Genomic DNA, 21,771 nt, shown 5'->3' with positions numbered 1-21,771 from the left:
TCGGAGCTAAGGCTAGATTGTTACGTCAACGCGCGCGCTGAATGCGTGCTCGCTTGATAAGAGCTCGACTTCCCTTTCGAGGGCGGCGAGCTCTTTTTGCGTGCCGGTGATGACTTGGCGGCAGCCGATACCCACGCGTGCCGGTACGACGGCGCGCACAAGTTCGGCGTCACCGGGCATGTCCCGGTACCACCGTGTGCACCACTGGGCGGTGAGTGGATCGTCGCCGGGGACGATGAACTCTGACTCAGTGGTGATGCAGCGTGCCATGGCACGCTCTACTGCCGGGCGCAGTTTGCGGGGCATCCCCGCAATGGTGAGCACGGCGGTGTGCACCTGACCGGCATTGCGGTGCGGCCAGGCGCTGGGTGCCGTTGCAGTGGCGACGGCTTCGTGAACGCGAGTATTCACGCCGATTCTCCTTCGACATGTTTAAAGCAGCGCTTCGCAGACCTCCCTAAAAAGGGGCGGCCTCCAAGTGCTGCCAGACGAGCTTCGTCTTCCCCAACGAACTGTCTGCGCGTTGGGGCCGATTCTCCCGCGTCACATGAGTCCCATCAACCCTAAACAACCACTTCAACCCCCGTTCGATAAACCTCAACCAAAGGTTGAAAATTCACACAAGAAACATTAGTTAACAAGGGTTTTCGGGAGCCTCACCAGTAACACCTATCGCGCCTGACACTCTTTCCAAATCGCCGTGTTCGCCTCCGCCCACAAAGGCTTGGCCCAGTCGCCAAAATCGCGATCCGTCAGAGCCACCATGGCCCAATCCCCCGCCAGCCACAGATAGGTGCCAGACATACCGAAGTGGCCTACAGCGCTGGAAGGCAGCGCGCCCATCCACTGCCGTTTCTCGCCGTGGATCTCAAAGCCCAAGCCCCAGGTGCAATCCTTGAAGCTTCCATAGCCCGGCACAATTCCACGCAGGCCAGGAAATTGCACGCGGCACATCTCGGCCACAGTGCCTGGGTGCAATAGCTGTGGCGAATAGACTTCGGCGGTAAAGGCCGCAAGGTCACTGACCGTGGTCACCAAACCGTGGCCGGCAGAGCCCTCAAGGTGCGTCGAGCCCATCCCCAGCGGAGCAAACACACCCTCGCGCAGGTACTCTGGAAAAGGCATCTCCGTAGCCTCTTCCACCACCTCTGCCGCCCACTCGTATCCGGCCGAGGAGTAGATGCGCCGCTCGCCCACCGGCTTTTGCTGCTCGCGGGAATCAAACTTCACGCCCGAAGCATGCGCCAGCAGGTGCCGCAAAGTCGAGCCTTCTGGCCCGGCGGGCATATCGAGGTCCACCGCGCCTTCCTCCACGGCCATGGCAACGCCATAGGCCACCACCGGTTTGGTCACCGATGCGACGGAGAAGGCCCTGTCCAGCGCGCCCACCGACTCAACGATTTCGCCGCGATGCAGCAGCGCCCCAGCGATATTGTCAGCTGGCCATTCGGAAATCTTGGAGAACTCACTCATGCATTCCAGCGTACCCAGCCCCATCCTTTCGAAAGGCCAGAAAAACGCTACGTAAACCGCAAGTAAAGGCAAAAATAAATCTTTCTCCCCGAGTTGCGAGCTTTCCAAACCGGAGAATATTTGGGGAACATGAATATTTTTCCGCGAAACAACCCTCAGAATGATGCGCCTGCCCGCCGCGGTTTTAACCGCCGCCGCTTCCTCCAAACCAGCAGCGTCGCCTCCGCCGCGGCGCTGACCGCGGGCGGGCTTAGCCCGGCCAACGCGCAGAGCTCACTTCCCGGCAACAAACGCCAGCTCATCGAGCCACCAAAGGGCGAGCTACCTTTCCTGCACGGCGTGGCCTCCGGCGATCCGATTCCGGATTCCGTCATCCTGTGGACCCGCGTTACCGCCTCCCCTGAGGCAATGCCTGGCTCCGGCGTGGGTCCCGACATCACGCTCGAGTGGGAGGTGGCCACGGATGAGGAGATGCGCGACGTCGTCAAGCGTGGCAACGTGGTAGCCACAGCCGAGCGCGACCATACCGTCAACGTGGACCCGCACGGGCTTAACCCCGAGACCACGTACTTCTTCCGCTTTCGCGTCACCGACGGCGAGCACGCGGGCAAGGCAAGCCCGGTCGGACGCACGAAGACCGCCCCAGCGGCGAACGCTTCCCCGGAACAGCTAACCTTTGGTGTGGGCTCCTGCGCGAACTGGGAGTCGGGCTTTTTCAGTGCTTATACGGACATCGCCAAGCGGGCGCGCGCTGGCCAGCTGGATTACATGATTTTCTTGGGCGATTACATCTACGAATACGGCGTCGGCGAGTACTCGGGCTTTGGACCGGTGCGCCACCATCACCCGGCGCACGAGATTGTTTCGCTGCAGGATTACCGCGTGCGCTTCGGCCGCTACCGCACAGACCCAGAGTTGCAGGCAGCCCACGGCGCACTGCCTTGGATTGTGGTGTGGGATGACCACGAAACAGCCAATGACTCCTGGGCCGGCGGCGCCGAGAACCACGATCCGGCAACCGAGGGCGACTGGAATTCCCGGCGCGCCGGCGCGATGCAGGCCTACTTCGAGTGGATGCCGGTGCGCATGACGAATCCTTCTCAGGATGGCCACATCTACCGTTCACTTACCTTCGGTGATTTGGTGGAGCTGACCATGATGGATCTGCGTACCTACCGCGACAAGGAGCTTTCCTGGGACCCGGCGGGCTTTGCCAAGGAGGACCGCACGATGCTGGGCTCCGAGCAATATGAATGGCTGCTCGGCAAGCTGGAAACCTCGCAGACCGCGTGGAATATGCTGGGCAATTCCGTGATGTTTTCCCCGCTGAACCTGATTACGCTGCAGCAGGATCCGCAGACCGAAAAGGTATCTTCGGCGCTTTCTTCCAACATCACGGGCATCCCCGTCAACGGTGATCAGTGGGATGGCTACAGCGCTGAGCGACGCCGCGTCATCGAGGCACTGGCCGCCAAGGGCTCCCAGGCGCTCTTCGTCACCGGCGATATCCACACCGAGTGGGCACACAACATCACCCACCAAGGCAACATCATCGGCGCGGAGCTGGTGTGCGCTTCGGTTACGGCACCGAACATCAACGAGCAGTTGAAGCTTCCGCAAAATAACGCGCTTTCCGACGCCGCCGAGCACATCCTGCGCAGCGCCAACCCACACTGCAAGCACGTGGACCTGGATAACCACGGTTATTCCTTCGTCACCGTGCGTCGCGAGGAAGCGGAGATGCATTGGTTGCGCGTGGATGACATCTTGACTCCCGGCTCGCCAGTTCGCGATAGCCTCACGATGACGTGGCGCAAGGGGCAGGGCTTCAAATAGGGGCTTTAAATAAGGAATTTACCCCCGGTTACCCCCAATCTGGTTGCTTGTTAACATTTCCCTGCGCGTTTCGATATCCATTACGCGGCGCGCGGGCGCCGTTGGGAATCTCCCCCTATTCCCCTTCACTTATTGCCCTATCCTCCCTATCGCTCAAGCGCCGTCGCTTCCCCCAGCGGCGGCGCTTTCTTCTGCCGCGGTGGGCTCCGCGCTAGGCACCGCGCTCTGTGTTGCGGTTTCAGCAGGTACGGTGGTGGCGGCGTCGGAGTCAGCGCCCGAGGAGCCCGAGCGCGAGTCCGCCCGAGAGCCGTCCTCACTAGAGCCGTCCTCACTGGAGCCGTAATCGGCAGAGCTTTCCGCGCTTGTGGTTGGCTCCGCGGCCTCGGTCGGGGTGGTGGTCCCCGGGGCAGGCGGGGTCTCCGCCGAGGAGTCGGCCTCCTCCCCCGGCGCGACTGGGGCGGGCGCTTCCGAGGTGGCGGCGTCGCGCTGTGACCAGTAGGCAGGGTTTAGCCAACCGGTGCCGGCGTCCTCCGGATTCCAGGAGGCAAAGATGAGCAGTCCGGTAATCGCAAGTGCCGCCAGCAGCGTGGTGGTAGAAGAACGAACGCGCCCACCGGCAGTCCACACGTACTGGAACTTGCTGCTTGGGGTATCCGCACGCCAGATGCCGGTGGCCGGCTTTTCTTCCTTTTCCACATCCGCACTCGCGGGCTTGCCGGGGCCATGGTCCTTGGCTTTGGCAACTTCCTCCAGGGCGGTGTCATCATTGTCTGCGTTGTGGGCGCTAGCGCGCGCTGCGACGCCATCTGTGCTTGCCGACGCCGCCACTGCCGCGCCCAGCCCCTTTTCCGCCGCGGTTTCAGGGGTGCGCTCGATACCGGGCTTTTCCACGGAGCTGGAAGGACCTGCAGGAAATACGCCGGTCGCGTTGCTGGGTAGGTTGTAGTGATCCCAAAACGCCGAGAGCAGCGCGGAGCGGATTGCGCGCTCAACCGCCCACTGCCGCGAAGGGTTGACCTGCACGAGCACGCGGTATTTAACCTGCCAAGGCTGACCCGCAACAGTTGGTTCCACGATGCCGGTGGCAGAAAGGATCTCGAGCTCGCCGGCGACGTCGCCAGCAATGGCCGGATCCTTGATGGCCTGCTGGGAAATCGTACGCACCTGGGAAGTGATTTCCTCAAGGGTCTCGCCCTCGTGGAGCGGCACCGAAAGGTCCACTACAGCGCGGGACCAATCCTGCGAGAAGTTGGTGATAACGCCCGCCGAGCCATTGGGAACCATGACCACCTCGCCCGTGGGCGTACGTACCTTCGTGGTGCGCAGGGTCAGCGCCACCACGGTTCCTTCCACGCCCGTTGTGCCCTCAAAGCTCACGTAGTCACCGACGCCGAATTGCTTTTCCGAAAGGATGAAAAAGCCCGCGAGGAAGTCCCCGATTATCTTCTGTGCACCAAAACCAAGGGCGGCAGAAACCACCGTCGCCGGGATTGCCGCGCCCAGCGCCGGCACGCCCACGTTCGAGAGTGCGGCCAGCACGAGCAAGAAATATGCCACCGCCTGCAATACGTAGACCAAAGCTCCGCCCAAGGCCAGGCGCGCCTTCGTGGACTCTTCGCCTTCCTCGAGCCGCGATTCCAGGACGCGGATGGCCAGCCGACCCAGCCGCGGCACCAACATGCCCAGCAGCAACAACGCGACAAGCGGCAGGACATGGTCGATTCCGACCTGCCACATCCGATAAAAGAAGTAGCCAACGAGGTTCATATTTTTAGATTAGCCAGGATTCCGCAACGACAACCGGCTAAAAGCTAAAAATGCGCTGTTAGCCTTTGTCGCGAGTCAGCTCAAAGTAAAACGGCTTTCCCTTCCAGCTGAAATGTGGACGCGCGATATCGGTGTCATAGCCGCCAACCACGTTGGATTCCCACAGCGGCAGCGCCGGCAGGTCATGCAAAAGGATGGACTGCGCTGCAAGCAGTTTTTGCTCTTGGACCTTTTTATCGAGTTCGGAATTGGCTTCCTTGAGCAGCCTGTCGAATTCCGGGTTATTAAAGCCGGACTCGTTGAGCAACGAGCTAGATGCGAAGACCGGCTCCAGAAAGTTGACCTCCGAGGGGTACGCAGCCTGCCAGCTGGAACGGAAGGAACCGCGCATCTGACGGTCCGTTACGGCTTGCCGGTACTTCTTAAAGGTCGAGAAAGCACGGCCATAAGCCTCGATACCAAGTGTCTCTGAAACCTGTTTAGTTACCGCATCGACCCATTCCGCATGCCCGCCATCCGCGTTATATCCCAGAAGAAATGGCCCCGTCCACGGCGAGATGGCATCAGCCTTTGCCCACAGTTCGCGTGCCTTTTCTGGGTTATAAACCAGCACTTCCTGACCCGGAATCATCCCCATCTCAGGGCAATATTTTTGGGTGGCAAAACATGTAACCGGAGTGACAGTATCGTCCAAGACTTCGTGCGCGATGCGGGTGCGATCGAAGGACATGGAGATGGCGCGGCGTCGCAAAGCGCCGGCCTCTCCGCGGAACATCGGGTCATTGGCCGGGATGGTGATGAAGCTGAACATGGCGGAAGTCTCGTTGAAGCTTCGCCCGTCCAGTTCCTCCTCAAAGCGGTGGATATGCGTGATCGGCACATCCGTGACCAAGTCCAGCTCGCCGCGCTGCAGGGCAGCATAAGATTCCTCTTCGGTCTCATAAAAGCGAAACTCCAGCCCCTCGTTACGGGACTTTCGCGGGCCGACATATTCCGCGTTTGGGATAAGGTTGATCTTTTCATCCCTATCCCAGCGCGCCAGGCGGTACGGACCGTTGCCGATGGGGTTCATGCCATATGCGTCATAGCCCTTCTCGGCTGAAGGATGCATGGGGAAAAAGACCGAATGGCCCAGGCGTTTCACGAAGTTCGCGGTAGGCTCGGCCAGCTCAATGTGGAAGGTTCTATCGCCTGTTACCTTAAGACCACGCATGGTGGGCTCGCCCTCCCCAAATCCCAGAATCGGCTTGAAGAAGTAGGAGGAAAGCATGTTGTTTTGAACAGCTGCGTTCCAGGAATCCACGAAGTCACGCGCACGAACTGAAGAGCCGTCGGAGAACTTCGCATCCTCACGCAAGACGACGTCGTATTCAGTAGGCGAGGTCTGGGTAATCTTCTGAGCAACGTCGTATTCCGCCTCGCCTTCCTCGTTGAGGTAGACCAAGCCGGAGTAGATGAGATTAACGATGGTCGCGGCCGGCACATCGTTGATATCCGCTGGCAGCAGCGGGTTCTGCGGCTCCGCGCCGTCAGTGGTGATGAAGTCAACGCCCGAGATATCCGGGGTCTGGTCTGGGGGAACACACGCCGATAATGCCAATACCAGGGTGGCGGCTGCGCTAACGCTTAATACGCGCTTTAACATGACGTTTTCCCCCTTTCCACTTATATAAGGAATCGCCTCGGAAAGTCCTGAATGATTCCACCGCATAAGCTTATATGATTGCCCAGCTAAAGCAGAAGAAAAGGTGAGTTTTTACACTTAAGTATCCACTTTTTAATTCTGCTTCTTATAGCGCTGGACTAAGTGCTCCACCAACTCATCGGTCAGCTTTTCATCCGAGAGCACGATGTCTAGGTTCTCACGCTGCTCCTTGAGCATTTCTGGATCGAGCAGCGGTTCATCCTCGTCATAGTCCTCATAGGAATCGCCGCTTAAGTCCACGCCGATTTCCTGCAGGATGCCCTTGGATTCTTGGCTTAGAGCTTCCTCATTCTTCGCGGCAGAATCGGAGTCGGTGGCTGGGATGGCCTCGCCGTGGAGCTGCTCCATGGTGTCGGTGAAGGACTCAAGCAGCTCGGTGGCATCGCTGGTGGCGGCCGCACGGAGGCGACCATTTTGCACTTGCTTTTCGATGCGGCGCTGCAGGGCTTTTTCCATCTGTTGGTGCCGCCAGCTGCGCACCTTGGTGGGCTCTAGGCGACGCCCCACTGCCCGGCCTTTGTTCTCGGCCTTACGCGCGAGCAGCATGACCTGCGCCGCAGTATCGTTCAGCGGCGCCCATTCCTGGCGGGCAGGAATGCGCCAGCCGGCCCAGATGCCGAACAAGGTCAGGATGAAGGAAACGACCGGCCCCACCAGCATGCCAGTGGCCAGGTGGTCGAAGGAATCGGCCACGAGCACCACTGCGGCACAGGCCACCGCGGGGATCACCGTGGGCTGATTATCGCCGAAGACGGCTGGCTCGCGGCCCATACTGATGTCACGGATCATGGAACCGCCCGTTGCAGTAAACACGCCCATCATCACGCATGGGATAAGCGGCAGGCCATAGGTCAGCGCCTTCACGGTACCGGTGGCTGCCCACAGCGCGGAGACTATGGCATCCCCGTGAGATTGAATATAGTCCCAGGTTCTGCCTTTGAAGTAGAAGAATCGTGCAATCAGCGCGCCGGCGAAAGCAAGGTAGAGGTATTCCGGCTGCGACATGGCAGCGACAGTGCCGCGGTTGATGAGGACGTCACGGATCATGCCGCCGCCCAAGGCTGAGAACATCGCGATAAAGAAAAAGCCCACAATGTCATAGCCGCGCTGGCGAGCAAGCGTGCCACCGATGATCCCCATCAATAACACGCCGCTGACGTCGGACCAGTAGTACAGCGCCTCAATCAGCGGATCCACCTCAACATTCATGATTCCAGTCTATGGGCAGAGGCGCCCTACGGCAGGGAAGTTCCTAGTCTTTTCCGAACGCGGGAGGAAGCGAGAAAGACATAAAGACAAATAGGCCGCCGGCAATACTGCCAGCGGCCTATTTAGGAGGTGTCTGTACTAGGTACTAGCTACCTAGTACTATCCAAGTTTTTACTTGGTGGTCTTGCCGTCTACACCCTCGGTCTCGATGCGCTCCTTGCGCAGATCCTCGGAGACGCGCTCGGTGTCGGTAACTTGCTTCTTGTTCAGCTCAACCTTCTCAACCGGAACGGTGTCCTTCTCAACGCGGACGCGCTCCTCGTGGAGGGTGACGGATGCTTCGTCATCGGTCAGGTTATTCTTGCCGCGCAAGGAAGCAGCCTCTTCCTCGGAGATTGGGGTGCGCTCGACGCGAACCTCTTCGCGGGTAACCGGAACCTCAACGTTCTCGGTCTCGGTTACGACATACTTGCGCAGGCGAACCTCACCGGTCTCGACGCGCTCCTTGTTAACGTCCAGCTGCTCCTCGGAACGAACCAGGGAATCGCGGCCATCAACGTCAGCGTGGGTGTGGCCAGCGTTCTTGGTGTGGTCTGCAGCCTCGGTGCCAGCAACGTGGTCCTTGTGAGCGTGCTCCTTGTGCTCTGCACCAGCAGCGTGCTCTGCACCAGCAGCAGCGCCAACGCCTGCACCTGCACCTGCACCAGCAGCCAGGCCAGCCTTGTTCTTATCGGAAACGTCGTGGCGGCCACCGGTGTAGGCCTGCTCGTCCTTCATGGTGTCAACGCCGTAGTGGCGGAAGATTTCGTTCTGGTCGTTTGCGCTAAGAGCCTTGTCGGTGTCAACGCTTGGAGCATCCTTGATGCGCTCCTTGTCGAATGCGAGGATGAGGTCGTCTTCGCCAGCGAACTTGTGGCCGCGCATCGGAACGATGGACTCGCTCATACCAAACAGACCGTGGCTAACCTCAACGAAGGTTGGCTGACCGGAGTTGTCATCAACGAATACTTCCTTGACGGAACCCAGCTTGTCGCCGTTTACGTCGTATGCGGTCTTGTTGAACAGGTCCTTGATATCGCGTGCATTCTGGTTAGTCATAATTTCCTCTTCCTTTAAAAATGGGCAACTATCAGGCCGTTTGGAAAAACTAAGCGTTTGTGCTAGCTCTCTTTACGGCGCCGAAACCCACAGTACGGAAGTCGCGAGATTCCGCCACCTCAATGTGTGAACATCGCCTGTCATAAACCTGTGAAATGTCTTCATTTAGGCGTTAAAAGCCAGCTTATAGGGCTAGATAACGGTTAGGTCACAACCCATAAATTTCTTAAAATTAATGGCACCAGACGCGAAAAGCGGGCGTAACGCACTCAGCGTTACGCCCCATCTCCTTCCAGGCATCACGGCCTAGGGCAAAGAACTTGCAGCTACATGTCGAAGAAGACCCGCAGATCCTCTGCAATGGCATCCAGGCGGGCCGGATCCGGGGACTCCAAGTAGCACTTGAGCTTCGGCTCGGTGCCAGACGGGCGCACGATGACGCGGTCATCGTCCACGGTGTAGAGCTTCATGCCTTGGGCAAACTTCTCTGCCTTTGCAATCTCCGAGCCCGCCAGTTGAGTCGGTGGGGTCGAGGTGATCTTTTCCATGCCGCGGGTAATCAGCGAAAGGTCTTCCACACGGAAGGTCAGCGGAGCGGTGGCCAGGCGGCCCACGGTGGAGTAAATCTCCGCGAGGCGGTCCTGCAGGGTGATGCCTGCGTCCTTGCACTCCGAGGCCAGGCTGGCCAGAACCACCGAGGTGGCAACGCCGTCTTTGTCGCGCACGGCCTGCGGGTCGGGGCAGAAGCCGATGGCTTCCTCGTAACCAAAGCTCAAGTCATGCGTGCGGGCAATCCACTTGAAACCGGTGAGCGTTTCCTCATGCGGCAGGCCGTAGTGCGCGGCAATGCGGCCCAGCAAACGCGAGGAAACCAGCGAGTTTGCAAACGTTCCGCCCACGCCCCGGCGCGCCAGGTAGTCACCCAGCAGGGCGCCGGTTTCGTCGCCGGTGAGCTGACGCCAGACGACGCCGCCTTGCGCACCGTGCGTCGGAATGGCGGCCGCGCAACGGTCAGCATCCGGATCGTATGCGATGAGGATGTCTGCGCCGATCTTTTCCGCGTGCGCCTTGCCCAGGTCCAGAGCGCCGGGCTCTTCCGGGTTGGGAAAGGAAACGGTTGGGAAATCCGGGTCCGGCTCGGCCTGTTCCGGCACGAGGGAAACCTCGAAGCCGACCTTCTCGAGCAGCGCGGTGCCCAGCTTTGCGCCCACGCCATGCATGGCAGTCAGCGCAATCTTGGCGCTGGTGGACTCCCCCACCAGCTTGGCGGCGCGCTCGAGGTATTGCGCGCGGGTATCGACTTCCTCGATGTTGTCTGTGGAACGCGGGACTTCGTTGGCAAACGGCGCCGCAGCAATCGCCGCTGAGATCTCTGCGTCCGCCGGGGAGACAAGCTGCACGCCGTTGGCGTCACCGGTGGCCACGCGGCCGCCCAGGTAAACCTTGTAGCCGTTATCGGCTGGAGGGTTGTGGGAGGCGGTGACCATGATGCCGGCGTCGGCGCCGAGCTCGCGCACGCTATAGGCGGTCAACGGCGTGGGGTTCTGCTTGGGCAGCACCAGGGCACGGCCACCGGCAGCGGAGATAACCTCCGCAGCATCCTGGTAGAAATCGGCCGAGCCGTAGCGGGCATCGCAGCCGATGACCACGACTGGGTTTTCAACCTGCTGTTTTAGCCACGAAACCAAACCATAGGTGGTGCGGATGACCACGGCACGGTTCATGCGGGACTCGCCTGCCCCAACGGCGGCGCGCAGTCCGGCGGTGCCGAAGGCCAGCGGGCCGGCGAAGGCGCCGGACAGCGCGGCTTCGTCGCCAGCTTCAATCCAGCCCAAGACCTCGTCACGGGTTAACGGGTCTGGGTCGTGTTCGGCCCACGTGCGAGCGTATTCAACAAGTGACATTGTTTCCTCGATTCAGCTTCTAAGCCACTAGTTTTCTAGGTCCGCCAGCACCGCGGCGGAGGAAGACAGGCCGAGGCGGGTGGCGCCGGCGTCGATCATCGCCTGCGCGTCCGCGCCAGTACGGATGCCGCCGGAGGCCTTCACGCCGAGACGGCCGCCCACGGTATCTGCCATGAGCTTTACTGCGTGAACGCTGGCGCCGCCGGCTGGGTGGAAGCCGGTGGAGGTCTTGACGAAGTCAGCGCTGGCAGCCTCGGCGGCGCGGCAGGCGGCGACAATCGCGTCGTCGGAAAGCGCGGCGGACTCGATGATGACCTTCAAGACCTTGCCCTGGCAGGCGCTGCGCACGGTGCGGATCTCTTCCTCGAGTGCGTCGAAGCGGCCCTCAATGGCCAGCGCGATGTTGATGACCATGTCGATTTCTTCGGCGCCATTGTCCACGGCAAGGCCTGCCTCGGCGGCCTTGATCTCCGGCTTGACCGCGCCGGAGGGAAAGCCCACCACGGTTGCCACGTGTAGACCCTCGGGAACCTCGACCGGCAGCTGGGACGGGGAAATGCACACCGAGTAGGTGCCCAGGCGCTGGGCTTCCTCGATGAGTGCGGCGACGTCCTGCGCGGTGGCTTCCGGCTTGAGCAGGGTGTGGTCGATCATGGATGCGACGTTGGATGACATTTCTTCTCCTTTAAGCGAGTGTTTCGGAAGCATCTACAGATTTCGCGCGAGAAACATCTCGCGCCTTGCGGGCCATGATGCGGTCGGCCACGACGTAGAGGACGGCGCCACATGCGCCAACGGCGGTCAGCACGCCGAGGGCGAGGTTGAAGCCATCGCTTACGTCAATGAGCTTTGCGGTGTACGCGATGCCGAGCGGGATGGCGATGTTGATGGTCAGGTTGTAGAAGCCGATGGCAATGCCGGACTTCGCGGCCGGGATATTTTGCAGCGCAGTGTTGACCAGCGGTGCATACATCAGCGCGAAGCCAGAAGCGAAGGTCACGATGGTCACGGCCAGCACGGCGACGTGCTCCTGCACGAAGAGAGCGGCTACGGCCAGGGAGCCGACGATCATGACAATTGCGGTGTAGATAGTCTGGCGGGAGTTCAGGACTTTGCCGATCTTGCCGGAGAAGACACCGACCAAGATGGCGCAGATGTAGCCCGGAATCATCAGCAGGCTGGCGCGGTCAATGCTCATGCCGTGCAGCTCGTTGGCCGCAAATGGCAACAGGAAGATGTAGCCCAGCTGCGTGGAGTAGATGAAGAACACCAGGGTGATTGCCCACACGTAGCGGCCGTTGGTGAAGAATTCCGGGCGCACCACGGGCGCCTTAGCGGAGCGGATGTGCAGCGTAAATCCAATCACTGCCACGACGGCCAGGAGGAGCCACTTCCAGTTGAACGCCTGCATGAACATGGTCAGCGCGGTGGCGAAAAGTCCCACCAGGATAAGGCCGAGCACGTCCAGGTTTGACTCCACTGCTTCGTCCTCGGGCACCATCTTGTGGATGGCCGGGATGCACAGCACGAGGATGAGCGGCACGAGGAACATCGCGGTCCACGAGATGTAGGTGGAGATAAAGCCGGAGGTCAGCGCGCCAATCAGCAGGCCAGCTTGGAAGGCGGCGGTGGAAAAGCCGAGGTAGGTCTTTTGGTCTGCTTCAGATAGGTGCTTGGTCACGTAGATGACGTACAGGGTTTCCGCGGCGGCCAGGCCGGTGGTCTGGATTAGGCGGGCGGCCAGCACGATGGGCCAAGAGCCTGAGCCCACGAAACCAATAATCGAGCCGACGGCCACGAGGAGCACACCGGTGATCATGAGCTTGCGGATGGACACGGAGTCCGCCAGCGCCGCGTAGACGACGGCGCCGATGCCGATGATGACGCCGGCAAGGGATGCCTGCAGCGAGGCGGTGTTGTCATCAATGCCCAAGCCTTGCGCAATCGGCATGGTCATGGTCTTAAAACCATTATCCACCACGAGGGAAAAGACGAAGCAGAATAGCAGCACCGGTACGGCTGCCTTAGGGTTGAGGGCTGCATCGACGCCGCGCTTTACGACGCCCGATGGCTTAGCGTTTGTAGCTTTTGACATGGCTTTTTAAGCCATCCTTCCTAGTCCAGGCCTGCCAGTGGCAGCGCGAGCTTCATCATGGTGTGGAATGCGGTCTGGCGCTCCTCAGCCGAAAGGTGGGTATCGGCAGCAATGTTGTCAGAGACGGTGAACAGGCCGAGGGCGTTCACGCCTGCCTCGGCAGCGGTGGCATAAAGCGCAGCGGATTCCATCTCGACGCCGAGCACGCCCATGTGTGCCCAACGGTCATTGACGGTCTGGTCGAAGTTGTAGAAGACATCGGAGCTCAAGACATTGCCGACGTGGATGTGGGCATCCTGCTTTTCTGCCTCATCGACAAGGCCCTTGAGCAGCTTCCACGAAGCCGTCGGAGAGTACTGGCCCGGCAGGTTGTACTGGCTCAGGAAGTTGGAGTCGGTGGAAGCGGCGGAGGCGACGATGACGTCGTGCAGGTCGATGTCCTCCTGCAGCGCGCCGATGGAGCCGACGCGGATGAGGTTCTTCACGCCGTAGTTGTGGATGAGCTCCCAGGAGTAGATGCCGATGGAAGGCATGCCCATGCCGGTGCCCATGACGGAGACGCGGTGGCCCTGGTAGGTGCCGGTGAATCCGAGAATGTTGCGGACTTCGTTGAACTGGACGACGTCCTCTAGGAAGGTATCGGCGATGAACTTTGCACGCAGTGGGTCACCTGGCAGCAGGATGGTCTCTGCGATTTCCGCGCCCTTGGGGTTGATGTGCGGGGTGGCGATTTCGGTGGAAAATTCGTTTGCGTGTGCGGCTTCAGACACGGTGAACTCCTATCGGAAGGATAATGACTTTCAGGCATTACCCTACTCCAGCCAGCACAAATGTCAATGACGCTATTTACATTTGTTCACCTTTATGATACGACTCACTCCCCTGTCAGAACGCGCTGCGCCGTGTTGTGATCGATGACCAAATGCGTGGCCAATCCTTGCTCGAGTACTACCCGGATGGCGCCGGCCTTTTCCGGCCCGCCGGCAACGAGGACGCGTGCCGGCCGCGCCGCCAGGGCGTCGAAAGTAATGCTCACCGTTCGCGCGTCCACCTCGGGCACGGCCACGCGGCCTTCAGTGTCAAAGAAGCGGGAGCAGACATCCCCCACCGCGCGCTCCAAGATAAGCTGCGTTTCTTCTTCGCTGAGATAGCCCAGGTTCAGCGCCAAAGACTCGCGCGCGGCCGCGCCCACCGTGAACACCGCGACGTCGACATGAGAGCCCATCTCCACGATGTGGGCAATGTGGCGATCTTTTTCCACCCATTGCTTCGTCTCGGCCGAATCGAAAATGACAGGCAGCGGCAGCATAAAGGTCTCCGCATTGAAGGCGCGCGCAAAGCCCTGGAGGGTGGCGAAGTCCTTGGTGGAGCGCCGCGTGTGCGAGTGCCCGCCCTTGAGCTGCACCACCTTTACCCCCTCGAGCGGCAGCTGGCGCAGGTGCTCTGCCACGGCGGACATGGTCTGGCCCCAGGACACGCCGACGCTGGAGCCGTCGTGGACGAGCTCTTCGAGCAGCGCGGCGCCAGCTGCGCCTAGGTCCTGCATGAGGTTGCCGCCGCGTGGGGTGGTGACCACGCGGGCGTCGGCAAGCGCGAAGTGCTCCTTTAGCTCACGCACCAGCTCATCGGAGCGTTCGCGAGGATCGTTGATGCTGATGACCACGAAGCCCTGGTCGTGCGCATGCTGCAAAAGCTTGGAGACGGTAGGGCGCGAAATACCCAGACACTGCGCTACCTCCGCTTGGGATAGGTGCGAGTTGTAGTACAGCTTGGCCACATCGAGGGCCTGACTATCGCGCGCATCAATCATGATTCCATTCAAGCACGCCCGCCCGGAAACGTAATGCTAACGGTGTACACCCCTATACGGGCCTGTACAAACGGATTAAATTCATTTTCCCATTGTTAGTTAGCAAAATTAAACCAATAATAATCGGTGTCAGCTCCACCGCGCAGCGCTCTCCCCGCCCCCTAACGGCGTAGCCAGACAAACACTAAGACTCCTCCGATCTCTAGAAAGGACGTTGCCGTGCAAAAATCACTGCGCACCTACCTGCCACTGCTTGCTTCTGCTTGCCTGACCTTCAGCATCTGCCCCGCCGCCGTCGCTGCCGATGCTCCGAACACCGAGCTGCCTGAAAGCGCCCTCATTGAAAAGGCCCTCGAAGATCCAGTCGCTGACGAGAGCCCGGCTGAGGCCTCCGACATCGCAACCGACGCCAAGGAGCTTGACGACGCCGCGCCAAGCACCGAGGCACCTTCCGATAACAATGTCGGCGACGAGTACAAGGCCTTCTACCACGACCCAGTTGAGCTCGAAGGCTCTGAGCCAGGCCAGCTCTTCCGCTCCGATGCCGTGCGCAACCCCGCCAACACGCTGGGCATTACCAACGTGGGCCCGTACAAGGCACAGCGCATCCTGTACTCCTCCACCAACCGCAAGGGTGAGAAGATTCCGGTCAGCGGCATCGTGATTGAGCCGAAGGCGGAGTGGACCGGCAACGGTCCACGCCCGCTCATCGCCTTCGCACCGGGAACCCAGGGTGTGGCCGACCGCTGCGCACCTTCACGCAAGATTGCCGACGGCGTGGGTGACTACGAGCAGCTCTTCTTTGAGCAGTACCTGAAGAAGGGCTACGCCGTCGTGGTCACCGATTACGAGGGCCTGGGCACCCCGGGCATGCATACCTACATGGACCGTGTCTCGCAGGCACACGCCGTGCTCGATAGCGCCCGCGCTGCCCGCCAGCTAGAAGGCTGGGATATCAACGCCGATAACCCGGTCATCATCAACGGTTACTCGCAGGGCGGCGGCGCCGCCGCTGCTGCCGCTGAGCTTTACGACGACTACGCCCCAGAGCTCAACGTCAAGCTCGCCACCGTCGGCGCCGCTCCTGCGGATCTGACCTTGCTGCCGCCGGCTCTCGACGGCACGCTTTACTTCCTCTTCGAGTCCTTCGCCCTGCTGGGTCTGAGCAGCTCCTACGACGAGGACCTGTACTCCCACCTCAATGAGGAGGGCAAGACCGTCCTGCAGAACGCCACCAACTCCTGCACCTTGGGTCTGACCAGCTTCGCGGGCAAGAAGATTGAAGACGTCAGCATCGACGGCAAGAACGTCGACGAGTTCATCGCTGAGGCACCTTACGACAAGATCCTGGCCGACCAGCACATTGGCTACGACGCCCCATCCATCCCGGTGGTCATCACCCACGGCCGCGGCGACGATGTGATTCCTTTCTCCACTGCTGAGCAGCTGGCCAAGGAGTGGTCTGAGCGCGGCGGCAACGTCACCTTCATCCCGAACGATGCCGGCTCGCATGTGGCAGGCACCATCCCGCACATCAAGGAATCCCTGAAAGCAATCGAGTCTGCTTTGCAATAAGCCGACAGCTAGAAGCCAGCTTCGCCACAGAAACGCTTCCTAACATCACCCGTGGTCCGAAAGACCGCAACGATAGAAAGGATTTATCCTATGCGTTCCATGAACGCCCTGCGCCGCGCAACCATTGCCGCCGCACTTCCCGCAGTTGTAATCGCCGGTGCCGCCAACGCCACCGCCGCTGAGACCACCGCTGCCGACGGCGCCGTAACAAACCCGGCTGCCGCCACCACCACCGGCACCACCGCAACCGCGCCGGCTGCCGACGGCGCCGCAACAAATCCGGCTGCAGACTCCGATGCCACTGGCACTGCTAACACCGCAGGCATCGACGCGGACACCCCGCTGAACCAGCTGTCCTCTGCCGACCCTGCTGCCCTCCTGCAGCTAGGCAGCTCCCTGCTCGGCGGCAACCGCCCGGACTTCTCTGAGCTCCTCGGCGGTAACACCGACGCCCAGGCACAGGCCGCCACTACCGACGGGCAGGCCGAAGCTGGCGACAACGCCGGTGAAAACACCGACTCCAACAAGGAGAACCTGCCAACCGGCATCAACGCCTTGAAGCACAAGGCCGCACAGCTGGAGCAGGAAGCCGGCCACAAGCTGTTCGAGCTGGACGTCAACGATTCAACTCACGTCCATGTTGGCTTCGCTGAGACCTACGACCTGCAAAAGGACGCCAAGGCTCTCACTGCACTGCAGCAGACCGCCGAGACCAACGGCATCACCCTGACCGCCGACCGCTAAAGCGGCAGAAAGTCAGACAAAGCACGAAAGTACTTCTTCTTCAGATAGCCACCCCGCGGCGCAGTAAATCACTGCCGCCGCGGGGTAGTTTCAAATTCATCCACAATGCGGTTCACTACGAAGGAACGGTCCTCCCCCCCAGGAACGCAAGTAGCTGAGACACCGAATGCACTACGGAGAGTGACATTTTCGCCGCTAATCGCCCAAGGGTAGCTTCGGCAATGCAGCATACAGCACGTCGCACTGCGGACATGTTGGCAACGAGTCTGCGTCTTGTGCGGGAACAAAATAGACTCCGCACAAGGAACGCACACCAGTCCCATCTATGATCTTGCTTGCTAAATGTTCACGGTGGGTGAAGTGTGCGACGGCTCCGAGCTCAACCTCCGCGAGGGTGCGCTTCACATCATGCGTTTCTAGCTCGGAAATGCGCTTGTCGAGACTCCCCGATTCTTCCATTTGGTGAAACTCGTCCCCAGCACGATCCCAGCCCTGTGCGGGCGGGTAGACCGAAGCTAATACACGAACGATGAGCTGCCAGTAGAGCTCCTCGCTGAAGTTGACTCCACGCTGCGGAAAGAACTCAACGATGACTTCATCTGTGGCAATGCGGTCCTCGCCCCGCACCAATTCCACGTATAACTCGATGGTAGCGAACCTACCCAATCGTGCTAGCGGATGGTTTACGTCAAAGCGCGCTGCCCCACCGCCGCGAATCTCCTGCAACGCAGCCAGCACCTCACGCTGGATATTGAGTTCCCACTCCGTACGAATACGCGCCGCCGTCTCCAACTTCAGCAAGCGTTTATCGTCTTCTGTCGGCAATAGCCGAGTAATAGTACCGTTGTGTTCCTCACGCTCCACAAATTTATAGAAATCGTCATTGTCCTCATGACCGCCTTTTGCAAGTCCTGCAGCAACCAGCCAGCGCACTCCAGTTTCAGGATCGGTCCACACCCCGCCTCGCCACTGGGACTGCTTAATCTCTAGCAGACGAATGGAGACAGCACTCCCAATAGCTCCCACGTAGTTATCGGCGGCTGCGGTGTCGGTGAAGGAATCAGCGGTCTTCCTTACGATAGGATGTGCAAGCTCGCTTAACGGCAACAAATCTTCGTAACGCTCATCACCCACCGCACGCATGACGAACGGTTCTTGCCATCCGTCCCTCAAGTCCTCTTTAAGCACTCGAAGCGTGGGACGCCCGCGCCTACTATGCATAGCCCTTTTCGTACCGCAGAACCAAAACTAGAGCAAGTCCGCAATCGTCGCGTCTACTGCACGCGTGGTTTGCTGCTGGCGTGCCAGACGCTGTGCCAATTCAATACGATCCGAATCGCGCTGCTGCTCGAATAGAGCGAGATCGACTACACGGATGCGTCGATGCGTCCCCACCTTAAAGTAGGGGATTTTTCCCTGATCAAGGAGGCGATTGAGAAATGTACGGCTCATGCCGAGCTGCTTAGCTGCTTCATTCGGCGACAACGCAGCATCTTCCTCTGCACTCAGCAAATTGCCACCGTTACGAAGCACCTCTGCGATGTTCTGCATAAGAGTACGTACAACCGGCGATTCGCTCGCTTTCGCAAGCGCATCAAACTCCTCCAGCTGCTGAGGAGTCAGCTTTTCGTCCTGGAGAATACGCATGGTCAACCTCTGCTTCAACACAACATAGTGTGTAGCAATCTCACTACACTATCTGTCGTAAGTGACACTACCGGTAAGATGGGAAAGTGTAAAGCAAAGTGACGCGACACCCCACCACAACGAATTCGTTATCCGCAACCGCTTTGAGACGGCCTCCATCGCCGTCGATGTCTCCATCTCCGTGGTCTTTATCGCAGGTTCCCTCCTCTTCTTGTTCAGCCTCACCAAGGTAGGAACCGTCTTCTTCCTCCTGGACAGCCTCGCCATGGCCGCCCGCGCCGCCATCCGCTTACACCGCCGCATGTACCTGCAAAAGATCGGCGCCGACCGCGAGGTCACGAACGAGGAAGGCTCCTACTACTAAGCCTTACTTACCCGCGGGCACAGTAATGACCTGCACCCCAAGGTCGCGAATCTGCGCGAGGAGCTCCGCTGGCGCGTCCGTGGTCGTGACCAGCTGATGCAGATCCTCGATATCGCCGTAATGGGCCGGCCAGCCAGCCGCTGTGCAATGGCTTGCGCCGTCGTGCCGTTGTCAAAAATGACCGCGTCGTCATCTCCAATTAACTCCGATGCCGCCCGCGCGATCGCCGCCTTCGCCTCCGAGTCTTCTGCCTGCCGCACCCTGAAAGGCTTAGGCGTCCCGCGCCGCTCGACCCGACGCGCCCCACCATGTGTGCGACCGTCACGCTTACTTCATCCTGCCACACCAACCGGTCCCTCAAGCCCCCGATCCCATCCAGGCTGCAGTCTGCACTGCCGACGCCGATAGCGCGGCGCTTCGCCTCCACCACCTTGGCTGCACGTTCACCGGGGTGTCCCTCAACGAATCGTGCCGACCGCGCTCCACACGGACATCGCCGAAACGGCGAACAAGGCCCGCGAGTTTACTTTCGACAACTTAGTATCCAGGCGCACAGCTCCAGTAAGCTACATACATCCCCTTAAAAAGTCTCACGCACCGAGGAACCTTACCCCATGTCTGATTCACCAAGTTCCGCACTTCCCCAGAATCCTGGCGCGAGCGACGCCGAACTCCAGGTCATCCTCCACGGGGACTCACTCATGTTCCTCGGCTCTGAATCCGCTCTGACACGACTCGATGAGTCTTCTCCTCAGGAGAAGCTCGCTCGCGTCGCCCCGAAGGTGGCGCATAACCTGAGCAAGTCCGCCCGCACGCTGAGCCAATTCCAAGAAAACAGCGGCCGCTACCTCAAACTCTCAAAGGACAGTGCGCAATTCCTCAAAGAGAACAAGGTAGCCGCCGAAAAGATCCGCGCGGGTGTCCTCCGCGTCGGCGACCTCCCCGGCGCCAAAGGAAATGCCGGGTCCATCGTCAAGCACCTGAAGTTCGAAAACACCGCACTTCTCGCCACACCAGCGGCTCCTCTCGCGGTCGCCGCCATCCTCGAAGAAAGCGCTGCACAAGCACAAATGGACCAGGTGCTCGACTACCTCGAAGAAGTCTCCGAGAACGTCCAGAAGCTCATCCAGCAACGCAAGACCGAAGTAAACGGCGATATCAACGGCTTCACTGAGGCCATCGAAGAGGCGTTCAGTCTGCTCCAAAAGACCGGCGAAGTCGGCGCCGTGACGTGGAGCAAGGTCGATGACCTCGATGTCGACCTCAAACGGCTTCAGGGACAGATCATTGGAGAACTCGACGAAGTAGCCAAGGAAATTGCGAAGAAGGCCACCAATCCCAAGAAGGCCTACCAGGCTTTCACTGAGGCCGAGGAAAACGCCACGTACTGGATTTTCCAGCTTGCCCGAGTCATGGTTCTCCAAAATCAGCTGAATATTCTCGAGCTCAACCGCGTCGCCGCCAGCGAACCCGACCACCTCGAGCAACACCGCCAGGGCATCGCCGAAGCAAAGGCCAAGCGTGAGGAACGCATCATCAACGCTCTTAACGCCATCGCCGACAAAGCCAACGACTCCGCCACGTTCAAGGATCTTCAACTCGTCCTCCGCCTCGGCGGCAATACCAAGGCCGCCGAAGCGGGCAACCGCCTCGTCCACCAGCTCAATGAGTTTGCTACCGTCGCCGGAATCGACGCCTACACCCGCGAGTCCATAGAGTCGACCGGCTGGAGCGACGCCATCAAACGCACCGCCGAACGCGCCGGCGACGGCGTCGTCGACACCTACAACGAAGCACTCGGTAAGATCCCCTGGCGTATTCGCATCGAGCGCACCACCCCGAGGTCGAATTGAACCCCCCTCTTCGAGGATTAGACAGGTTCCGGCGCACACCTCTCACACTTATGGAAGTTTTTCGACCTGACTGCCGTGCCCAGCAAACTCAACATCCACTACGTGAAGTGCCCCAGGTTTTCAGACTAGCGTTCTTGCGTACAATCGGCGGACGTACAAAGACCCGATAGAAAAGGAGTCATTATGGACGCCGTTTATAGCACCGAAGCGCTCTCCACCGGCGCAGGCCGCGACGGCCGAGCTGTAGTTAAGGATTCCGATCTGGATTTCACCATGACCGCTCCAAAGGAAATGGGCGGCAGCGGTGAGGGCGCCAACCCCGAGCAGCTTTTCGCTGCCGGTTACGCCGCCTGCTACCACTCCGCGCTCAAGGCAGTGGCCAAGGACAAGGGCGTAGATGCCGAGAATTCCACCGTCGGTGCCCGCGTTAACTTGGGCAAGAACGACGAGGGCTTCTACCTCGGCGTCGACCTCGAGGTCACCATCCCAGGTGTTGAGGACGCCAAGGCACAGGAGCTTGCCGACGCCGCACACCAGATGTGCCCTTACTCCAAGGCCACCCGCGGCAACATCGAAGTCAACGTTGGTGTTGCACAGGACTAAGAAGGTGGTCTACTGACGCGCGAGAGCTTTCAATGCCTCGCGCTTTTCACTCACAAGTGGACCCTTATCATGGCAGGGTGTTGTTCGA

20 protein-coding genes are annotated in these 21,771 nt (G+C 60.0%); 6 read left to right on the top strand and 14 right to left on the bottom strand.

All coding sequences use genetic code 11. The annotated features are described in order from the left end of the window. Positions 1-12: 12 nt before the first annotated feature. Positions 13-411, bottom strand: a complete 399-nt coding sequence (locus WM42_RS10690) for a hypothetical protein (RefSeq protein ID WP_062038085.1) — start codon at positions 409-411, stop codon at positions 13-15. A 258-nt stretch (positions 412-669) separates the two neighbouring features. Beyond that, entirely contained in the window at positions 670-1,473 is an 804-nt protein-coding gene (locus WM42_RS10685) for a serine hydrolase domain-containing protein (RefSeq protein WP_062038082.1), read from the bottom strand. 129 nt (positions 1,474-1,602) lie between these two features. On the opposite strand from WM42_RS10685, the gene WM42_RS10680 reads away from it, so the two are divergent. After that, positions 1,603-3,309, top strand: coding sequence for an alkaline phosphatase D family protein (locus WM42_RS10680; RefSeq protein ID WP_062038079.1), 1,707 nt, complete (start codon positions 1,603-1,605; stop codon positions 3,307-3,309). A 153-nt stretch (positions 3,310-3,462) separates the two neighbouring features. Here WM42_RS10680 and WM42_RS10675 read toward each other — a convergent pair whose 3' ends face one another. The 9 genes from WM42_RS10675 to WM42_RS10635 form a co-directional block, all read right to left on the bottom strand. Continuing rightward, a complete protein-coding gene (locus tag WM42_RS10675) occupies positions 3,463-5,076 on the bottom strand; it encodes a mechanosensitive ion channel domain-containing protein (protein WP_062038076.1) in 1,614 nt (537 codons plus the stop codon). A 58-nt stretch (positions 5,077-5,134) separates the two neighbouring features. Next, positions 5,135-6,721: a peptide ABC transporter substrate-binding protein gene (locus WM42_RS10670; protein WP_070456102.1), complete on the bottom strand. Its 1,587-nt coding sequence runs from the start codon at positions 6,719-6,721 to the stop codon at positions 5,135-5,137. A 132-nt stretch (positions 6,722-6,853) separates the two neighbouring features. Further along, entirely contained in the window at positions 6,854-7,990 is a 1,137-nt protein-coding gene (locus WM42_RS10665; protein WP_061923808.1) for a trimeric intracellular cation channel family protein, read from the bottom strand. A gap of 171 nt (positions 7,991-8,161) precedes the next feature. Next, the gene (locus tag WM42_RS10660; RefSeq protein ID WP_061923810.1) at positions 8,162-9,088 is read right to left on the bottom strand and encodes a PRC and DUF2382 domain-containing protein; all 927 of its coding nucleotides are present in this window, start codon (positions 9,086-9,088) and stop codon (positions 8,162-8,164) included. 326 nt (positions 9,089-9,414) lie between these two features. Next, the gene (locus tag WM42_RS10655; protein ID WP_061923814.1) at positions 9,415-10,992 is read right to left on the bottom strand and encodes a phospho-sugar mutase; all 1,578 of its coding nucleotides are present in this window, start codon (positions 10,990-10,992) and stop codon (positions 9,415-9,417) included. A 27-nt stretch (positions 10,993-11,019) separates the two neighbouring features. Beyond that, positions 11,020-11,667 (bottom strand): deoxyribose-phosphate aldolase, encoded by a 648-nt coding sequence (deoC, locus tag WM42_RS10650; protein WP_061923817.1) that lies wholly within the window; start codon positions 11,665-11,667, stop codon positions 11,020-11,022. 10 nt (positions 11,668-11,677) lie between these two features. After that, positions 11,678-13,087, bottom strand: a complete 1,410-nt coding sequence (locus tag WM42_RS10645) for an MFS transporter (RefSeq protein WP_062038073.1) — start codon at positions 13,085-13,087, stop codon at positions 11,678-11,680. Positions 13,088-13,107: 20 nt separating this feature from the next. Next, the gene (gene deoD / locus WM42_RS10640; RefSeq protein ID WP_062038070.1) at positions 13,108-13,857 is read right to left on the bottom strand and encodes a purine-nucleoside phosphorylase; all 750 of its coding nucleotides are present in this window, start codon (positions 13,855-13,857) and stop codon (positions 13,108-13,110) included. A 104-nt stretch (positions 13,858-13,961) separates the two neighbouring features. Beyond that, positions 13,962-14,897, bottom strand: coding sequence for a sugar-binding transcriptional regulator (locus WM42_RS10635; RefSeq protein ID WP_062038067.1), 936 nt, complete (start codon positions 14,895-14,897; stop codon positions 13,962-13,964). A 219-nt stretch (positions 14,898-15,116) separates the two neighbouring features. On the opposite strand from WM42_RS10635, the gene WM42_RS10630 reads away from it, so the two are divergent. Beyond that, complete coding sequence (locus WM42_RS10630; protein ID WP_062038064.1) at positions 15,117-16,472, top strand: lipase family protein; 1,356 nt, start codon at positions 15,117-15,119, stop codon at positions 16,470-16,472. A 90-nt stretch (positions 16,473-16,562) separates the two neighbouring features. After that, on the top strand, positions 16,563-17,216 hold the full coding sequence (locus WM42_RS10625) for a hypothetical protein (protein WP_062038061.1): 654 nt from the start codon (positions 16,563-16,565) through the stop codon (positions 17,214-17,216). A gap of 195 nt (positions 17,217-17,411) precedes the next feature. Here WM42_RS10625 and WM42_RS10620 read toward each other — a convergent pair whose 3' ends face one another. Together WM42_RS10620 and WM42_RS10615 are read right to left on the bottom strand one after the other, a co-directional pair. After that, a complete protein-coding gene (locus WM42_RS10620; protein WP_158510276.1) occupies positions 17,412-18,404 on the bottom strand; it encodes a DUF3039 domain-containing protein in 993 nt (330 codons plus the stop codon). A 60-nt stretch (positions 18,405-18,464) separates the two neighbouring features. Next, positions 18,465-18,863 carry a helix-turn-helix domain-containing protein gene (locus tag WM42_RS10615; protein WP_062038055.1) on the bottom strand — a complete coding sequence of 133 codons (399 nt, stop codon included), beginning with the start codon at positions 18,861-18,863 and terminating at the stop codon, positions 18,465-18,467. A gap of 61 nt (positions 18,864-18,924) precedes the next feature. Here WM42_RS10615 and WM42_RS10610 point away from each other — a divergent pair, with 61 nt between their 5' ends. Next, positions 18,925-19,227 (top strand): YrhK family protein, encoded by a 303-nt coding sequence (locus WM42_RS10610; protein ID WP_062038052.1) that lies wholly within the window; start codon positions 18,925-18,927, stop codon positions 19,225-19,227. Here the strand turns inward: WM42_RS10610 and WM42_RS13110 are convergent. After that, positions 19,224-19,487, bottom strand: a complete 264-nt coding sequence (locus tag WM42_RS13110; protein WP_235591259.1) for a sugar phosphate isomerase family — start codon at positions 19,485-19,487, stop codon at positions 19,224-19,226. The two genes, WM42_RS10610 and WM42_RS13110, sit on opposite strands and share 4 nt — an antisense overlap. A gap of 354 nt (positions 19,488-19,841) precedes the next feature. On the opposite strand from WM42_RS13110, the gene WM42_RS10605 reads away from it, so the two are divergent. Together WM42_RS10605 and WM42_RS10600 are read left to right on the top strand one after the other, a co-directional pair. After that, on the top strand, positions 19,842-21,080 hold the full coding sequence (locus WM42_RS10605) for a hypothetical protein (RefSeq protein WP_062038049.1): 1,239 nt from the start codon (positions 19,842-19,844) through the stop codon (positions 21,078-21,080). 183 nt (positions 21,081-21,263) lie between these two features. Continuing rightward, positions 21,264-21,683, top strand: coding sequence for an organic hydroperoxide resistance protein (locus tag WM42_RS10600; protein ID WP_062038046.1), 420 nt, complete (start codon positions 21,264-21,266; stop codon positions 21,681-21,683). Positions 21,684-21,771 lie beyond the last annotated feature (88 nt).

This window comes from Corynebacterium simulans (assembly GCF_001586215.1).
In the GTDB taxonomy this organism is placed as follows: Bacteria; Actinomycetota; Actinomycetes; order Mycobacteriales; family Mycobacteriaceae; genus Corynebacterium; species Corynebacterium simulans.
This window is presented reverse-complemented; position numbering and strand designations above follow the sequence as displayed.

Coding starts and splice junctions, on each gene's coding strand:
- WM42_RS10685 (WP_062038082.1), bottom strand. CDS start 1,473: ATGAGTGAGTTCTCCAAGATTTCCGAATGGCCAGCTGACAATATCGCT.
- WM42_RS10680 (WP_062038079.1), top strand. CDS start 1,603: ATGAATATTTTTCCGCGAAACAACCCTCAGAATGATGCGCCTGCCCGC.
- WM42_RS10675 (WP_062038076.1), bottom strand. CDS start 5,076: ATGAACCTCGTTGGCTACTTCTTTTATCGGATGTGGCAGGTCGGAATC.
- WM42_RS10670 (WP_070456102.1), bottom strand. CDS start 6,721: ATGTTAAAGCGCGTATTAAGCGTTAGCGCAGCCGCCACCCTGGTATTG.
- WM42_RS10665 (WP_061923808.1), bottom strand. CDS start 7,990: ATGAATGTTGAGGTGGATCCGCTGATTGAGGCGCTGTACTACTGGTCC.
- WM42_RS10660 (WP_061923810.1), bottom strand. CDS start 9,088: ATGACTAACCAGAATGCACGCGATATCAAGGACCTGTTCAACAAGACC.
- WM42_RS10655 (WP_061923814.1), bottom strand. CDS start 10,992: ATGTCACTTGTTGAATACGCTCGCACGTGGGCCGAACACGACCCAGAC.
- deoC (WP_061923817.1), bottom strand. CDS start 11,667: ATGTCATCCAACGTCGCATCCATGATCGACCACACCCTGCTCAAGCCG.
- WM42_RS10645 (WP_062038073.1), bottom strand. CDS start 13,087: ATGTCAAAAGCTACAAACGCTAAGCCATCGGGCGTCGTAAAGCGCGGC.
- WM42_RS10635 (WP_062038067.1), bottom strand. CDS start 14,897: ATGATTGATGCGCGCGATAGTCAGGCCCTCGATGTGGCCAAGCTGTAC.
- WM42_RS10625 (WP_062038061.1), top strand. CDS start 16,563: ATGCGTTCCATGAACGCCCTGCGCCGCGCAACCATTGCCGCCGCACTT.
- WM42_RS10615 (WP_062038055.1), bottom strand. CDS start 18,863: ATGCGTATTCTCCAGGACGAAAAGCTGACTCCTCAGCAGCTGGAGGAG.
- WM42_RS10605 (WP_062038049.1), top strand. CDS start 19,842: ATGTCTGATTCACCAAGTTCCGCACTTCCCCAGAATCCTGGCGCGAGC.
- WM42_RS10600 (WP_062038046.1), top strand. CDS start 21,264: ATGGACGCCGTTTATAGCACCGAAGCGCTCTCCACCGGCGCAGGCCGC.